Below are 15622 nucleotides of genomic sequence, written 5' to 3'. Positions count from 1 at the left end.
GTTACTGCTCCCCGCGCTCGCGCTGTCGGCGCCGCTGGATGCGCTGAAGTGCGACGACGACCGTCAGCGTGATCAGCAGCCACACCGCACCGATCAGCCACACGCGGTAGCGCGTGATGACCGCTCGCCACGAGGTCGACTCGGGATACGTCACCTCGATGAGCTTTTCACGCTCGGTGGACAGGGCGAGCGTGACGCCGGTCTGATCGACGAACGCGACATTGCCGCGGTCGAGCCCGACCGTTTGCGGTGCCGGCATCGCGCTCGCGCCCGGGTGTGACAGCCAGATGCCGGACGGCGCGCCGGGCGGCGTGACGATCTGCGCGATCAGCGTGCTGCGTGTGCCGTCGAGGCTGAAGAGCGGCGTGCCCGCACGGGTGCGCACGAGCACCTTGCCCGCGTCGATGCGCACCGGCGAGTCCGCACCGGCGAAGCGGAAGTTGCCCCATGCGACGAAGGCCGACGACGTTTCCGGCAGACTGTCGCTCGTCGCGTATTTCACGACGATGGGCGTGCCGGTCGGCACCAGATCGGCCGCGACGATGCCGAGTGTCTGGAGCGCCGTGCGCTGCGTTTCCGCAGCCGGGTCGCGCACCACCACCGTCAACTGGTCACGCGCATTGGATGCCACCGAGAAGAAGTCGTGGGCCGGCTGCTCCGCACTGCCGAGTTCGAGCGCGCTCGACCCGAGCAGTTGCGCGGGGAAATTGGCCGGAAGATAAGTGCAGTCGCCGGTGCGCGACTGGCGCTGGACGACGACGCGCACCTGGTTGTCGAGACTCACGAGGCCATGCGGAAGCTTGGCGTACAGATGCGTGATGCCCTGTTTCGCCGCCCTGGTGCTGGCAATGAAACGGCCATTGACGAAGACGTTCGCTACCGCGGGGATCTCGCTGCCGTCTTCTCCGATGCCAAGGTCGAGATTCAGCGCGGCCGGCCAGCGTCCAGGCGGAATGTCGCGGGCACTGAAGCTCGCGGTCCAGACTGCTTCGCCCGGAACATGGGACACGGGCGTTGCGAGACCCAGCTTGTCGAAAGTCAGGCGGTCCTGCGAGCGGGGCATCGGCTGCATCGCGTCAACGCGGATCGCGTGGTCCGCCGCGGCAATCTGCCAGTCGGACCCGAGCAGGTTGGCGGCGATCTGCGGGTCGCTGCCGCTCAGCAGCAGACCCGGGCCATCGGCAAGACGCACGACGCTCGCTGCGGAGGTAGCAGTGGAAGATGCCGCGTCCGCATGCAGCCGGTCGCCGAAGTCCTGCGGCGACGCGATCACCACGTCGCCGCGCTGCCATGCGGAATCATCCGCGCCGGGGCGCGCGAGCAACTGCGTAAGCGGCACGACTTCCACCTCCCGGCCGCGCGCCTTGAACAGCCGGACCGCCGAGATCACGGCGGCCGCTTCCCGCTCGGTCAGCTTGCGCTCGGGAATGCCGACTGCAATCCGGCCGGGCATCAGCGTCAGCACCGTCGAGACCTGATTGAGACTGTCCTGCGCGACGTTGAGCTTTAGCGCGGTTTCCGGCAACACGGTGAACCGATCGTTGGCCGATCTGACATCGGCGCAGCGATCATTGGTGAACGCGCCTGAATAGATGACCGAGACCTTGACGAAGTCCCCGGCGAAATCACCGGCACCGAGCGGCACCTCGATCATCTGCCGGTCATGGCCGGCAGGCAGTGCGCGGCTCACCACGGTGCGTTCGCCGACCTGGATCAGCACGCTGCGCCGGCCGTCGAAAGGCGATGCTTCGTCATAACCGAGCGACAGCGTCGCGCTTGTAACGCGCGCTGCGCGCGGCACAGGAAAGAAGAATTCCTGCGTGCCGCCGAGCGAGCCGAAATTCGCCCCATCCGTGAAACCGAGTTCAGCAATCGCGATACTGCGTTTGACGACCGGTTGTGAACTGGCTGACTCTTTACCGGCAGCGGTCTGTGTCGCTAGTGACGCAAAAAGGGACGCGGCGACCAGCAGCGCGGCTGTCGTCGAGCGGTGAATGGTCATCATTGGAACCCCGTAGCAATTGAATCGCTTGATGCTCGTTTCTGGAAACGTGTGCGGGGTGCTGTCGGCGCGATGTTGCACATCTGACAGATGGATAGGCGAGACGCGCGTCGTGCATTCCGGCCCCCGCCTTCTGCAAGCGGCGCCGATAATAACTCAAATTTAAAACAGCATCCTGCTCGTTTAACAAGGTTTCAAGAATTTAGATTGAAAGTTCTGGAAATGGTTGAAAAAAGATAAGGGAACGAGATTGAGCGGTGCATTCCTCAAACGAGCGTAGGTTCATTCTTAATGGTGCGTAAGAAAATGCTGACAGATGTTCAAGGATTTAAATGTTGTTCCGTGCTTGTCGAGACGACCGTAGTTTGAGGATGCTTCGTTTCACGAGAAAATAATCCCTGAACAAGTTGGGCAAATTTTCTGCTAATGTCTGTGACGTCAGAGAGCACCGACGACAAGTATCGGTCTCAGTGGACGGCGGGTAGTCGGCGCAAACATCAACCTTGGTGGTGGCGCAGTGTGGCTAAAGGCAAGATGGTGCTGCCGGCAGCGACTGGAACATTGACGACCGAAAACAACAGATTGAGCCGCGGCCATCGCGACAGCTAGGCGGAGACACTTTGCACCCCCCGACTACGCGGTGACGTGACGACCACTCAAGAGTAGCCGCCTGTCTCCATATCACGTGGGGACGACATTGATACCATCGGCAGTTCGGCCAGTTCGACGGGATCGACACGCAGTTGACGGCGTCAGAGAGCGTCGATGTCGACGCTACGACAGAGATGCATGTCTTGGCGATACGTGGGAGCGGTATCAGCTCCCTGCGCCAACCGAAATGCATCAGGCGTTGACGGTAGCGGCAAGCGTTCTTTCGGCTCGTCCCCTCGACAACCGTTGACCGAACAGACGAAAAGCTTCTCGTCAGGATAGGCAGGAAGGCAACCGCGACATTCTGCGCTGTGGCCGGCTGCTTTGCGGACTCGGAAGTAATGCAACCGCGGCAATTTTCGTCGAGCGTTCATACTAACTAACGCTGGACAGTGAGCAATACACCGGGCACCAATGGTGCTAAGGGCAGATTCGGGCAAAGGCCCGAATCAGGTTATAAAGAGAGAAGCTTCACGGGACAATTCTGAAACACGGAGATAGGCAATAATCTGGTCGTGCGCCGGTGCTGCGATGAGGTGTTTTGTCTCTCATCGAGTCTTTCTTTTTTATCTGAAAGTTGTTTTTCAGCTAGTCCCACCGCCATCGACGGGACGAAGATTGGACAGGAACGAAGGAGAAGTGGGTGGGAAGAAGTACGATGCGGCGCGGGGGTCGTGCCTGGCTGACAAAAGAGATGCTGTTGCCGCTGTCGACGGAGAACGTGCGGGCACTGTCGCTTGAGAATCACTTGGTGTTTGCGACGGTCAGGGCGGGACGAGGTGATTCTGACCAGATTGCGAATTTGCTGCGAATCGTTTATATGGCGTTCTATCTGCGGCAGGAAACTGCGTCCGGAGCCGAACTCGACGTATATCAGCAGACTGAGGCGGCGCTGGCCGCCTGTATTGACCGCGCCGAACAGGGGTCGCCGTGGCTGCTGCTTGATAGTGAGCAGATGGCGGTGGGGCGCATTCTGGTCCTGCATGATGAGCAGTTGGCAGCAGTGCCGAAGCACCGCTATCTGGCCGCCTGGGATCGGCTACAACGATTCGTTACCGGTAGCGGACGCTCTCCGATCCCGGCGAGGGAGAGGTAGTCGCTTGATAGTGAGCGAGCCGATGACGTGCACTGATTAGGCATAGATGCGGGTGATGTCACTTTGGCAGTCCGATAGATCGACCGGGTATGCCAGCCGTCCCGCGGCAACCGGAGCCTGGTTGGCCTCGATTTTCGCCCGCGCATGCCAGTACCTCGTCATCCTCTGACTGCTATGCCAAGTGAAGGCTTCGCAGTTCATCGTCGTCAGAACCTGCCGTCAGCGCTCGTCGCGCTATCGGTAAAGATATTCCCGGGTTGAATGAGAACTTTCGCGTTGTTCTTTAGTAGGGGTGTCGCTAAACGCGGCTAACTTTCTTTACAGTCAACCATCTGTTTGTCAAACCGCAAGCGGCTGGACAAACAGATCCTCATAGAAGGGACTTCCCTGTCCCGAGGCTGCGGCGGAAGCCGCGAGTCGGCATCGAAGTGCCATGATGGAGTTTCGAAACTTCATCAACACGAACAGGAGGGAAAGTGCGTGCCAATTGTCACCGTCGGGATCGCATGCCCTGCGGGCCTTTGCCGAAGGACCAGGATACGCTGAGAAGTTTTGCCAAATGACCAAGTCAACGAACGATGCCTTCACGCAGCGAACATGGGGCGCAAACTGATCCGTCGCAACTATGCCCGTCAACCGGCGCAGCTGGCTCAGGCGCCGCCCCCCAGCGGCGGCGCCTCGATGTCCTCATGCATGTTGTACTTGGCCGACACGGTTTCTTCCGAGACGTTTTGCCTTATACAACGCCAAGTCTGCTTTTTCAAACAGGTCGGTGGTGTTGGCCGGCTGTCCCAAGGCGGACATTGCTACTCCGATGCTCAGCGTCACTACTCCGAGCGGGCTCCCATCGTGTTCGAGCGCCATCGTCTCCACGGCGGCCCGAATTCGTTCTGCGGTGTCAACTGACTCCTCGTACTGGCAATCATCAAGGACTACAACGAATTCCTCGCCCCCATAGCGAGCGAGTGTGTCGGCATCTCTTATGGTAGCTTCAATACACTTACCCACCTTCCTGAGGCATTCATCACCAGCCTGGTGGCCATACCGATCGTTATAGGTTTTAAAGTAATCGACGTCGGCGAACAGAACGGCTATATGTCGAACATCGGCGTCTACTGATAGTGACTGCAACAGCTCATTCACCTTGTTATCAAGAAAGCGTCTGTTTCTCAGGCCAGTGAGGCTGTCGACGAACGCCAGATCTTTGAGTCGCTGCTCTTCGGCACTGCGCTGTTGCTCCGACAACACATAGGTATGGATATCCCTCACTGTAAAAGCCAGCGCCGCCTCCTCTTCAGGCACGCCGGCCGGCATTCGAGCGAGGAAGCTACGAACCCATATGTAGGTGTTATCGGCGCGCCGGAGTCTGTACTGGACTGATTCTGCCGCCGATGACGCACTCGCTTCTGCAATCGTCGACTTCAGCTGATGGCGATCGTCTTCGTGTACGAAGCCGAGTATCTGCCTCCCGAGTAGTATTTCCGGGGGATAGCCGAGGACGCTTGTCGCTCTTGGCGAGACGTACTGAAACAGTCCTTCAGCTGACAGTTGCACGACGACCTCTTCTGAATGTTCGGCCAACTGTCGGAATCGCCGATGCCTGTCCGCCAGCAATGCGAGCAGCGCGTTGCGCTGTGTTTGCAAAACTGTGATTGGCAGCACGGTCAATAGGGCCGCGACGGTGAACAGCTGCAGCGCCAAGACGCGATCTTGCATCGAAGGAAACGGAAAGAGCCATAGCGGTCCGGTGCCCTGCACTGTCAACGGGACTGAGATTGCAATGAACAGCAAAGTCCCTAGAAGAACGGTCGACAGTTCAGCATGAAAGGCGAGAAGGGCTAGTGGTGGAAGCATCCAGTACAACGATGGATAGCTTGTTTGCGAGAAGACGAGCACGGTTACGGAGACGACCATTGCAAGAAGCAATATCGATTTCGCGCGGCTTCCGCGCTCGAGCAAACTGCACCACTCGCCAGAAAGCATTACTAGGGTGACTGGCGTAAAAATCAAGATGCCCAAAGAGTCAGATATCACCCAGTTTGAAAACGAGGAAAACGGATGGCTGGTAAAAATTCCGCCCAAGAGGAGTGCGGCGACAATTCCTGAAAGCACGGGAGCAACGATGCATGCCCCCAATACGAAACGTAGCAATGCTACAGGCTCAACAAGGTCCCTCGCGGTCTTTACCCTTGGCAGAACCAGTGCAGCAAAACAGGTTTCCACCATTCCTGCAACGGTGAACGAAAGCGCAACATAGAGCGTTTCGTCGCCCATCAGATTGGCAATGAGCAGCCCAATTGATGCGCCAAACAGGAAAATGGGCTTGTGCCGCCGGGCGAGCACCAGCGTGTGGCCAACAAGGTAACCATCGACAATCCAGATGGCGACAATTTCGCCGGCCATCGTCTTTAGCTGCCCGCTAATAACAAGCAGCATAAAGCCGGCAACGAGCCCGATCACACCTATATGTATAGTCCGCGCCAACTCGGCGCGGGTGAGGAAGCGTCGCACTGCTCCGCATACGGACAACAGCTTTGCTATGCTGGCCTTTGCGCCGAAGGTTCTCGTCTTCTCTGCCGCCATCTCGATTCCTTACATCGTCTCGATAACGAGTGCTCCACCGGGAAAACGGTATATCGGCCCCGGTCGCAAAAACTTGAGCAAGATTCATCAAAGCGAGGCCAAATTTGGCAAGTCTTGGGTTGGCCGGCGAACAGCATACGGCGCTCTTCTGCCGACAGATCGAAAACGCGCGATGCGGGTCGGTAAGGGGTCCATCAGCCTTTGAACGCCCACGAAATGCGATATACACAGCGACGACTCCGGGAATCAACAGCCGAGCAGTGTGAACCTCTAACGCTTATGCTGCGGACGAGCAGAATCGCGCTGGCGGTACCGCAACGCCCGAGGCCGGGAACCGATACACGGCACGGCGCAGGATGGGACTGCGCCGGTAGCAGGTTCGGGTCGAGCCGCCTCAGATCGCACTTTCGCGCTCCAGGCTCTGACGAACAGAGTCGACTCCCAGCGTCCGCTCTGCTCCAAGATAACTTGTGACCTGGGCATCCATCACGAAGCTCGCGGTGGAGGAGGCCGCGAGGATGTCGCAGGCTTCTTGCGGCCTCGCGATTGCAAATCCCTGCACATAGTCGACACCCAGTTCCTTCAGCGCCTGCAAAGTTTGCAGGTCTTCAACCCATTCCGCGATGCTGCGCATGCCCAGATTGCGCGCGAGCGTAATGATCGCCTCTACGATCGCAATGTCAGCCGGATGGGCACACATAGTGCGCACGAATTCGCCGTCTATCTTCAGTGCATCGGCCGACAGCTTCTTCAGATAGCGTAACGATGTCTGACCTGCGCCAAAATCGTCGATGGCAATCTTTGCGCCCATGTCGTGCACGCGCCCGATGAAGCGCTCTGTATGCTCCAGATCGTGCAGTGCGACGCTTTCGGTGATTTCGATGCACAGGCAATGGACGACGTCTACGTGACGCGAGAACAGCGCGAACAGCTCATCGAGGAAAACTTCGTCATTGAGCGAACCGCCGCTCAGATTCACGCACACAAAGCGAGTGGTCGAGAGCGACGCCTGGTGCTCGCTCAGCCATGCGAGCGTCGTTGAGAGCACCCAGCGGTCAATCGCGACGATGGTGCCAGAGTCCTCGGCGGCGGCGATCAGCTTTGCCGCCGTCGTCACTGAGCCATCCGGCGTGCGTAGGCGCAGTAGCACCTCGAAGTCGAGAGATTCCTCCGGTGCTTGCATCGACATGATCGGTTGCATCACGAGGAACAGGCCCTCCGGCAGCCGGTTCTGTCCCAGCGCCTCGATCAGACTGATTTCCGCGGCGCGCTCCTCGAACGCTGACGCACCCTTGCGCAGTGCGATAAGCCGTGCATTGCCCCCGCGCTTCGCGGCGCGGCAAGCGCGGTCGGCGTGGGCGAGGGTGTCCGGGACCCGTTCACCTTGCGCGCATTCCACTACGCCGATAGATCCCCTGACCTGGAAGGCGCGCGTGCCGACGTGAATCGGCGCCGAGTTAAGAGCCACGATGAGTTCACGGCAGTGCGCTATTGCATCCTCGACGTCCATGTCGGCGAACACACACACGAATTCGTCACCGCCGATGCGCCCGATCGGGATGCGCGACCCCAGTCGCTCGACGAGGCGTGCTGCAACATGCCTTAGTATTTCATCGCCGGTGCCGTGGCCGAACAGGTCGTTGAACAGCTTGAACCGGTCCAGATCGAGGTACGCGAGTGCCCACGGGCCGCTTTTGCTGCATTCCCGGCCGATTGCATGCTCGATGCCACGACGGTTCAAGAGACCGGTCAGAGGGTCATGTTCGGCGAGAAAGTGCAGACGCTCCACCGCTTTCGAGCGATCCGTTACGTCCTCAAGTGAACCTTCAATGAAGCCGTTTGCACAGATCGCCCGCAGCGAATATCGCCGCGCGTCTGTTTTCCCGCTGGCCGTGCCTTCGATTTCGATCGACGCCGAGTCATCACGCTCCAGAAGTCCATCCAGCATGCGCTCGGCGCCCGGGGCGAAATAGTCGGCCCAGCGGTAGGTGCCGTACTCATGAGGCAGGCTTAGCATCGAGTGCAGCGCCGGATTGGCGCGAACGAAGCACCCTTCGCCGTTCAGCGTGAAGAGGCCGATGGGCGTGACGTCATAGGTGTTGCGCAGTTCCACCTCCATCTGCCGGCGGCGCACGCGCTCTTCGCGCATACGTTCTGCGATAGCAAATGCGCAAAGCATGCTTGACGACAGCGCCGTCACTACTGGGCTATGCGTGCCTGCCAGAGTTTTCAGACCTAATGCGGCGGCGACCACTTCCGACAATGTCGCGAACAGCACGATGCCCATGGACGCGACATACCAGAGCACTGTACGCGATCGCGCCTTGAGAACCAACTGCACAAGGAAGTAGGTGAGCACCAGGATGCAAAAACTGGCGCTGGCCCACAGCACCGGAATGAAGTGCTCATAATTCAACGTAAATGCCGCGGCCATCAGCAGACAGCCTCCATACCGCACTGCGTGCAGGGTCCAGCGAAGGCCGATTGCTTTCAGCTCGCGGCGAAACAGTTCTACAAACAGCGTAGTGGTCAGCAGGTAATAGGCAGCGAACGTGAATTCCCGCAAAAACCCGATATGGTCTGGCGGGATGAGCCGGCCCAGCCATTCAGTATCGAAACCCATTGCGTTCGCGGTCAACCGGAGGTTGCCGATTAGCCATGCAGCAAAGATCACGTAGGTCCATTCGCGATTGATGATTGCCGTAACAAACACGAAGATCGCGAGCGTTAGCAGGCCACCGGTGATCAGCGATGCGCCGTCGTGGAAATCAAGGGTTGTTGCCTCGAGCTTATCGCGGCTCGATGCCAAAGCGGTGATATATGCGGGTCCTGAAAAGGTGGCTCTGCAGAGGATCGGCGTCCGGCGGAGATCCTCCTGGAGCCTGAGCGCGAACCCGGCCTTATTGATGCGCATCTCACCGCTTGCGCCGTAGCGGTCGCCTGCTCCGAGCGGCGTAATTGTGGGAGCCGTCCGCCAGCAGGACACCGTCTGCGCGTGTCGCGACGGCAGGTCAATGAAGGTCGCCCCTGCGCTTGTCTCGACAGGCGGAACGAGCGTGAACCAGAATGGCGTTTCCGCAAGATGCGTACTAAAACGCGCAGTGTGCGCCACATTTTGCAGGCGGGCGATGGCGTTGGCGGGTGACAGTGTTGCTGACGGATCTGCAATCACGGGAAAGCTGAGCGAGACTGTCCCGGTCGTATCGAACTGCTGCGGCGCCCAGAGCAGAACGCCGATGCTGCCCAGCGCGATCACAAATGGCGCAACGTAGACCGAGAATCGCTGGAAGGCCCAGCCGGTCAGTCGGTCCCGAAACGCCCATTTAACGGTTGTCATTTGCTGCTTTTCCCCGATGACTTCAGTGTCGCTCTCATTGCAATGCTGCGACAGTCGGCGGCGACAGCTTAAATGTGCTGACGCCGCCATCTGCAGGCCGCCCGAACCTCTCGGGCGGACATTTTTCTCCTAGGCTTTGCTCAGCTTCCGCAGACTGTCTGCGGTGCAGCTGTCAGGCCACCGGACTCAATATATACGCCTTCGTCGTCCCGCATCGCTGCCACGCTGACGTCGATGTCGACGTGCTCCGTTTCAAAAAAGAACCCAACGAACGGATGGTTGGCCTTCGTCCAGCGCTGACGGACTAAGGCAACCGGTTTCGCCATTACCCGATGTGGCAACCCGCCAACGTGCGCCATCGGCAGAAATTCATTGTGACCGTAGACATCGCCGAATAGCATCGCTTCGTATTCCCGATCCAGCGGGGAACGCGCCGTAATTAACATCCAGTCGATGCGGTTCTGCGCGCAATACAGGTAAAACGCTTTGCACAGCGCCACCTTCACCATTCGGCCGACCGCACCGCGCGCGACCCCAAGCCTTGTCGCCTCGGCGAGGCGCGCCTGGTTCAGCCAGTCCGGCAGGCGGACCGACTGCTCGACCGCAAGCGCACCGAATGCGTTCGTCTGGACCCGCATGGTGCCGAGCGGACCGCCATCCAGCCGCGATTGCGCGAGCAGGACGACCGTCCCGGGCGCGGCGTCCGACGCCTCGATTCCCATTTTCTCGGCGAACTCCGGCAAGTGGCGGCCATACGCGGCGCGGCGGATCACGACGGCCTTGTCGAGTTCCGCCTGACTGCTTACCACCTTTATCGTAAACGGCAATCTTTCCTTTTTCTTGACGGTGCGGTGAGCAAAGTCTTTTTCGAGCGACGTGTAATCCGTATTTTGCGTTAAAAGGACTGAATCGATGCGGTCCATATCTACCCCATAGGTGAATGATAAAAAAGTGCGTCGCGCCGGAAGCGTCCAGGTGGCTCCTGACGCGACAAACTAGATTCTCACGAACTGGAAGGGGCGGCATGCAAAGCCGGGAAATTCGAATAGCGCATTTTTGACGATAGGACCGAATACGACGCGAGAGGTACTGACTCGCCGTTCTGACTGTGGCGGCCGGCGCAATTGAGGCTTTTGAACGGCTTTATCCCACGTTTTGCGGATCTTGCAACGGGATTGCTGCTGATGGTCTGCTGCCTTTGCATCCACGCAGAGACGCAGGTTGTTCTCCGAACTAAAACTTCAGAAACCCGAGCTGGGCGGGAATTACTTCGCGACCGACACGGGGAGCGACGAGTTCCGGTATCGACCGCAAATCGCTATCGCTTATGCTGCTTTTCGCGGGCGTTGCACTGCACGCTGTAACTGAGCGGGCTCAGTTGTCGGTGATATCGCGAAGCGCGGGGATAACATCGAGAGTGGTGTATGGGCAGTTGAAGGCAGACGCTTAGGCGGCGAGTGTCTGCTAAAGCGGTTGATCTTGCACCGGTTCGCCGTCCTTGAAGGCAATGCTCTTCAGCAACAGCTTGATCTGTTCAAAGCTTTGATAGGGCGCCCGGTTTTCTTGGCTTGCTCGATCACATGAATGCCAGACCCAGGAAGGTCGCTCGGCGACACGCAGCTGCACGTATGCGTGGTTCGGTGGCGCACGGCCGGAACGTCGATTCGATCGTTAACCGGTGCCTCGCGTCCCCGCTCCGTCATGAGTTCCAGCCTTTCCATAGTTGCGGTCGCAACGGCGGTGAATCCCCTCGGCCTCAGCAGCAAGGTCAGCGATTCGCCAATCGGGTTTCGGCGTGGGCGATTGCCACGCTCTTGGAGTCCACCGGGCTTGAGGAGTGCTTCATACGCCACTCGGCGAACTGTCCTCATCTTCATACGGTGGGCGGTGTGTCATTTCGAGAGACGCCCAAGTCCGGTTGACTTCGCGAGCAAGCGGTGGCATTGGCCGAGGACGCCGTAGTAAGTCATCAATCATTTCACATAGAATGTCAAAATCTATGCCGTAACCGCCAGCCAGATTGGCTCATCCCTTGTTGCTTTCGGCGGGTCCGTGTTGTGTTCATGCAACCGGTATCTGGTAAATCGATCCCCGATGACAGAGCATAGCGGGCGAACCTATTCAGAACTTTGCATAGAACTGAATTTATTCTATATCCGGCCAAAATGACGCTGCGACCGTTGGATAACATGCGCCTGGCAGACCACGTAAAGCCACTTAGCTATCTGAAAAGCGACGCAGCGCAGATCGTCAGGGATTTGACTGCTTCTGGCGAGCCACTGCTGATGACGCAGACTGGCGAAGCTCGTCGTTCACGACGTGAAAAACTATGAGAACACCCAGCAAACGCTGGCGCTGCTCAAGATTCTCGCCTTGGGCCGGAAGGACATCGATTAGGGGAAATTCAAGGATGCCGACAAGCTTCTCGCGGGACTGGCCGGCCTTGATCGGAAGGGGCAAATCCGTTGACGGCGGCGGCAGACTACGTTCAGGGTCCTGCTTCTCGATGACGCAAATGAGCATACGAAGCGTCTGCGCCGCTACATCCTCAGGAGCTTCGGTGCTCAGACCTGGAAGCAAACGTCCGCGGAATTGGCCATCACGCTTGACAATATCACGTAGTTCCCGCCCGAGCGGTTATGTCCCGGCGGAGCTTTCAGATTTCGGCGCTCTGAATTTCCGGGAAGCGTTGAGCGGCCAGAATCGCGTTATATATGAGGTGCACGAGGACACGATTTACATTCATGTCGTCTCCGATACGCACCGTGATCTAAGAACGCTTCTTCAGAGACGACTATCGCGTTCTCGCTGGTAAATTCGGCCTTATCGGTGTCTTCACGCTACCGCGCCGGACCATTCGCCAGATTGTGGCGCGCTTGTTCCCGAGAAAGCTCACCGTAACGAGGAATGTTGATTCTCAACGCCCGTTGCTATGCCCTCCGTTAGAGCGAAGAACACTTCGTTGATCATCGGCACCAGAGTCCGGTTGACTACGAATCCTGGTGAGTTCTTGACCCAATCGGCGATTTGCCGAGGCGCAAGGACAATTTGTGGCACTGTCACGTTACTGAAATGGTCGATTAAGGTCGGGAATGCAGGATAGCTTTACCACGGTCATCGCCTTCCAGTAGCGGTCATCAGTTCGCGGTCCGCTGGTCAGCCTGTGTGATATCGAAGAACTGCTATTCGAGCGCGGGTTATCGTCGACTACGAAACCGTCCGATGCTGGTGCCATAGGTTCAGTGCGTGTTTGGCACACCGGGTGAAAGCGGCGCATCGCGAGCCCTGCACGACATGGCACCTTGACGACGTGTTTGTGACCTTGCGCGGCGAGCCTTACTTGTTGTGGCGCGCCATTGATCAACACGGCGCTGAACTCGATATCCGGCTACAGCAGCGCCACAACAGTGCAGCAGCGAAGTGGTCTTTCAAGCGCGTGCTTGCTTCGCGTGGTCAAGCGCTGCGCGAGATCGTGACCAGCCAGATGCGCAGCTTTCCGGCGGCGAAAGCCGAGATTCCCGCACTGGCTGACGTCAAGCACATTTTCGTCAAAGCCGGCGCGGGTCGATAACCGTGCTGAAAACAGTCATCAGCCGACGCGCGAAGGTGAGCGACGCATCCGTGGCTTTCGCGATCTTGAACGGACGCAGACTTTCTTATCGAGCTTTGGTCTGATCCGTCAGCACTTCGCGGTCAAACGCCTGCTACCAGCCTCACTTTAGGGCAAACAGCTCGCCGCACGCTTCGCCGACTCCCATCGTTTCGGTGAGACCACCCAAGTACCGTCCGTTTTCCAGGCGTGTGCGCTCTCGCTATTGCGTCGAGAGCAATTTAACGTTACAGCGCCGAAGAGACCACCTCAACTGGCAAGGCACATGCCTGCGGGCAATTCCCATCAGCGCCGCGTGCGAGACTCCGCCGTTAGCGTGCGTTGCCTTCCCGGATGGGGTCATAGTTGCAGATTGCGCCGTGCGAGCCGCTCGCAGCGGCGCGCGCTGCGCGTCTGAGTATGGCGCTTCGTCCCACGATCGGCGCGGCCCGCCAACCTATTCAGCCAAGCGGGACGCGCGGTCGGCGCCGAAGGTTGCCTACCCGCTAACCGAAGGCAGCGGTGCCGCCGTGAGCGGTACAATTTGTGCTACAGCAACACCGCCACCGAAACAGGGACAGCCACATGAGCCAGACTGCGAAGACGCACGACGTTACACGGGAAACTGAGGAACTGTTCCGGATTCTGGTGCAAGGCGTCACCGACTACGCGATCTTCATGCTTTCTCCGGCGGGAGTCGTTACGAGCTGGAACGTCGGCGCAGAACGAATCAAAGGCTATAAGCAGTCAGAGATCGTTGGCGAGCATTTCTCGCGTTTCTACACGGATGAGGATAAGGCGGCCGGCGCGCCGGCGCAGATACTGGCCACAGCAGCCATGGAGGGCCGTGCCGAACGCGAAGGATGGCGGGTTCGTAAAAACGGTAGCCGTTTCTGGGCGCACGTCGTAGTGGATGCGATCCGGGACGGCGACGGTTCTCTGATCGGATTTGCAAAAGTCACGCGCGACATCACCGAGCGCAAGGAAGCTGCGGCCGCCCTCGAAAAAGCGAACGCGGCGCTGTTCCAGGCGCAGAAGATGGAGGCGATCGGGCGCTTGACGGGCGGCGTCGCGCACGACTTCAACAACCTGCTGGCGGTACTCTCCAACGGTCTCCAGGTGCTGGCGATCCAGTCGCGCACGCCGATCGACAAGAAGATGATCGACGGAATGCGGCGGGCGATTGACCGAGGCGCCTCGCTTACCCAGCAGTTGCTGTCGTTCGCGCGCCAACAGCCATTGCAGGCGCACGTTCACGACGTGAATGGATTGATCCGCGAATTCTGGCCAATGCTTTTGCGTGCGGGTAACCCTAGCACGCACGTTGAGCTTGCTCTCCAGCCCGGAGAGGCATTTGCATTGGTCGACGCTGCGCGTTTCGAGGCGACCCTGCTCAATCTGGTTGTCAACGCGGTCGACGCCATGCCGACTGGCGGCACCGTCGTGATCGCCACGGACACAGTTCAGTCAAACGCGGATATGACCCCGGCGCTGCAGGCCGGCCGCTATGTCCGCATTTCTGTGTCGGATACAGGCACGGGCATGTCCGGCGACGTGCTGGCGCAGGCGTTCGAGCCGTTTTTCACCACCAAGCAGCCAGGCAAGGGAACCGGACTGGGGCTGAGCCAGGTTTACGGTTTCATCACCCAATCGGGCGGCGACGTGCACCTCTCAAGCCAGGTGGGCGAGGGTACGAAAGTGGATCTCTATCTGCCGGTCGCGCAACCGGCGACAGTCGTCAGTGTCCCGCATGTTGCAAGCCATGAGACGGTTCTGCTCGTCGAGGACGAGCCCGATGTGCTCGGCGTTGCGTCGGAACTGTTAGTGAGCATCGGCTACGAGGTGGTGCCAGCGAGCAGTGCGTCGGAGGCGGCCAAGATTCTCAAGGAGCGCGCCGATATTAGTGTTGTCTTCACCGACATTACGATGGCGCACGGCATCAGCGGGCTCGAGCTTGCGCGTCTGGTGCGGTCACTGTATCCGAAAATCAGGGTAGTGCTTACATCGGGATATTCACCCGCCGCACTTCGCGAAGAGAAGGGTGCTTTGAGCGACGTGCTGTTCGTACCCAAGCCCTATCGCCTCGCGGATCTCGCAAAAGCGCTGCGAGCCTGAGCAGCTACACTCCTCCGTGCCGATTCAAATAGCGACGATGTGAATTAGGTTGTAGCGCAGCGGGTAGCGATGGGTGACCACCGCAAAGGGCGGATTGTGAAAGGTGGCCGCCATCGACAAACTGTAGTGGTCAACTAATTTCGGACAGGCAGATAGGTTCTTTTGCTGTCGGTTTCGCCTCGTAAGCGGCGGGCGACAGATAGCCCAGCGTGGAGTGCAACCGCACCGGATTGTAGAAAGCGACTATGT

The 15622-nt window shown here is 58.9% G+C and carries 7 protein-coding genes and 3 pseudogenes; 3 read left to right on the top strand and 7 right to left on the bottom strand.

Annotated features, from left to right (window positions below):
• Position 1 precedes the first annotated feature (1 nt).
• A complete protein-coding gene (locus tag C0Z16_RS33315) occupies positions 2-2005 on the bottom strand; it encodes a cellulose biosynthesis cyclic di-GMP-binding regulatory protein BcsB (RefSeq protein ID WP_102636263.1) in 2004 nt (667 codons plus the stop codon).
• 1342 nt (positions 2006-3347) lie between these two features.
• Here C0Z16_RS33315 and C0Z16_RS33310 point away from each other — a divergent pair.
• Positions 3348-3749 carry a hypothetical protein gene (locus tag C0Z16_RS33310; protein WP_102636284.1) on the top strand — a complete coding sequence of 134 codons (402 nt, stop codon included), beginning with the start codon at positions 3348-3350 and terminating at the stop codon, positions 3747-3749.
• Positions 3750-4436: 687 nt separating this feature from the next.
• Here the strand turns inward: C0Z16_RS33310 and C0Z16_RS33305 are convergent.
• From C0Z16_RS33305 to C0Z16_RS33280, 6 genes and pseudogenes are all read right to left on the bottom strand, one after another.
• The gene (locus C0Z16_RS33305) at positions 4437-6332 is read right to left on the bottom strand and encodes a sensor domain-containing diguanylate cyclase (protein WP_102636262.1); all 1896 of its coding nucleotides are present in this window, start codon (positions 6330-6332) and stop codon (positions 4437-4439) included.
• Between the two features lie 394 nt (positions 6333-6726).
• Positions 6727-9669 carry a putative bifunctional diguanylate cyclase/phosphodiesterase gene (locus C0Z16_RS33300; protein WP_102636261.1) on the bottom strand — a complete coding sequence of 981 codons (2943 nt, stop codon included), beginning with the start codon at positions 9667-9669 and terminating at the stop codon, positions 6727-6729.
• Positions 9670-9809: 140 nt separating this feature from the next.
• Positions 9810-10592, bottom strand: a complete 783-nt coding sequence (locus tag C0Z16_RS33295) for an N-acyl amino acid synthase FeeM domain-containing protein (protein WP_244201450.1) — start codon at positions 10590-10592, stop codon at positions 9810-9812.
• A gap of 541 nt (positions 10593-11133) precedes the next feature.
• Positions 11134-11338: pseudogene (locus C0Z16_RS39085) on the bottom strand (IS256 family transposase); the annotation flags it as partial.
• Between the two features lie 581 nt (positions 11339-11919).
• Positions 11920-12192: a hypothetical protein gene (locus tag C0Z16_RS39510; protein ID WP_158244562.1), complete on the bottom strand. Its 273-nt coding sequence runs from the start codon at positions 12190-12192 to the stop codon at positions 11920-11922.
• A gap of 393 nt (positions 12193-12585) precedes the next feature.
• A pseudogene (locus tag C0Z16_RS33280) lies at positions 12586-12716 on the bottom strand (3-hydroxyacyl-CoA dehydrogenase family protein); the annotation flags it as partial.
• 89 nt (positions 12717-12805) lie between these two features.
• On the opposite strand from C0Z16_RS33280, the pseudogene C0Z16_RS33275 reads away from it, so the two are divergent.
• Both C0Z16_RS33275 and C0Z16_RS33270 read left to right on the top strand, forming a co-directional pair.
• Positions 12806-13457 (top strand): annotated as a pseudogene (locus C0Z16_RS33275) (IS6 family transposase); the annotation flags it as partial.
• A 386-nt stretch (positions 13458-13843) separates the two neighbouring features.
• Positions 13844-15373, top strand: a complete 1530-nt coding sequence (locus C0Z16_RS33270; protein ID WP_102636260.1) for a PAS domain-containing sensor histidine kinase — start codon at positions 13844-13846, stop codon at positions 15371-15373.
• Positions 15374-15622 lie beyond the last annotated feature (249 nt).

The organism is Paraburkholderia rhynchosiae (genome assembly GCF_002879865.1).
In the GTDB taxonomy this organism is placed as follows: Bacteria; Pseudomonadota; Gammaproteobacteria; order Burkholderiales; family Burkholderiaceae; genus Paraburkholderia; species Paraburkholderia rhynchosiae.
Note: the sequence above shows the minus strand (reverse complement) of the source record. Positions and strands in the feature narration are given on the sequence as shown.

Bases quoted from the DNA above. Each gene is read 5' to 3' on its own strand.
- C0Z16_RS33295 (WP_244201450.1), bottom strand. From the start codon at position 10,592: ATGGACCGCATCGATTCAGTCCTTTTAACGCAAAATACGGATTACACG.
- C0Z16_RS33270 (WP_102636260.1), top strand. From the start codon at position 13,844: ATGAGCCAGACTGCGAAGACGCACGACGTTACACGGGAAACTGAGGAA.
- C0Z16_RS33305 (WP_102636262.1), bottom strand. From the start codon at position 6,332: ATGGCGGCAGAGAAGACGAGAACCTTCGGCGCAAAGGCCAGCATAGCA.
- C0Z16_RS39510 (WP_158244562.1), bottom strand. From the start codon at position 12,192: ATGCTCATTTGCGTCATCGAGAAGCAGGACCCTGAACGTAGTCTGCCG.
- C0Z16_RS33300 (WP_102636261.1), bottom strand. From the start codon at position 9,669: ATGACAACCGTTAAATGGGCGTTTCGGGACCGACTGACCGGCTGGGCC.
- C0Z16_RS33315 (WP_102636263.1), bottom strand. From the start codon at position 2,005: ATGATGACCATTCACCGCTCGACGACAGCCGCGCTGCTGGTCGCCGCG.
- C0Z16_RS33310 (WP_102636284.1), top strand. From the start codon at position 3,348: ATGCTGTTGCCGCTGTCGACGGAGAACGTGCGGGCACTGTCGCTTGAG.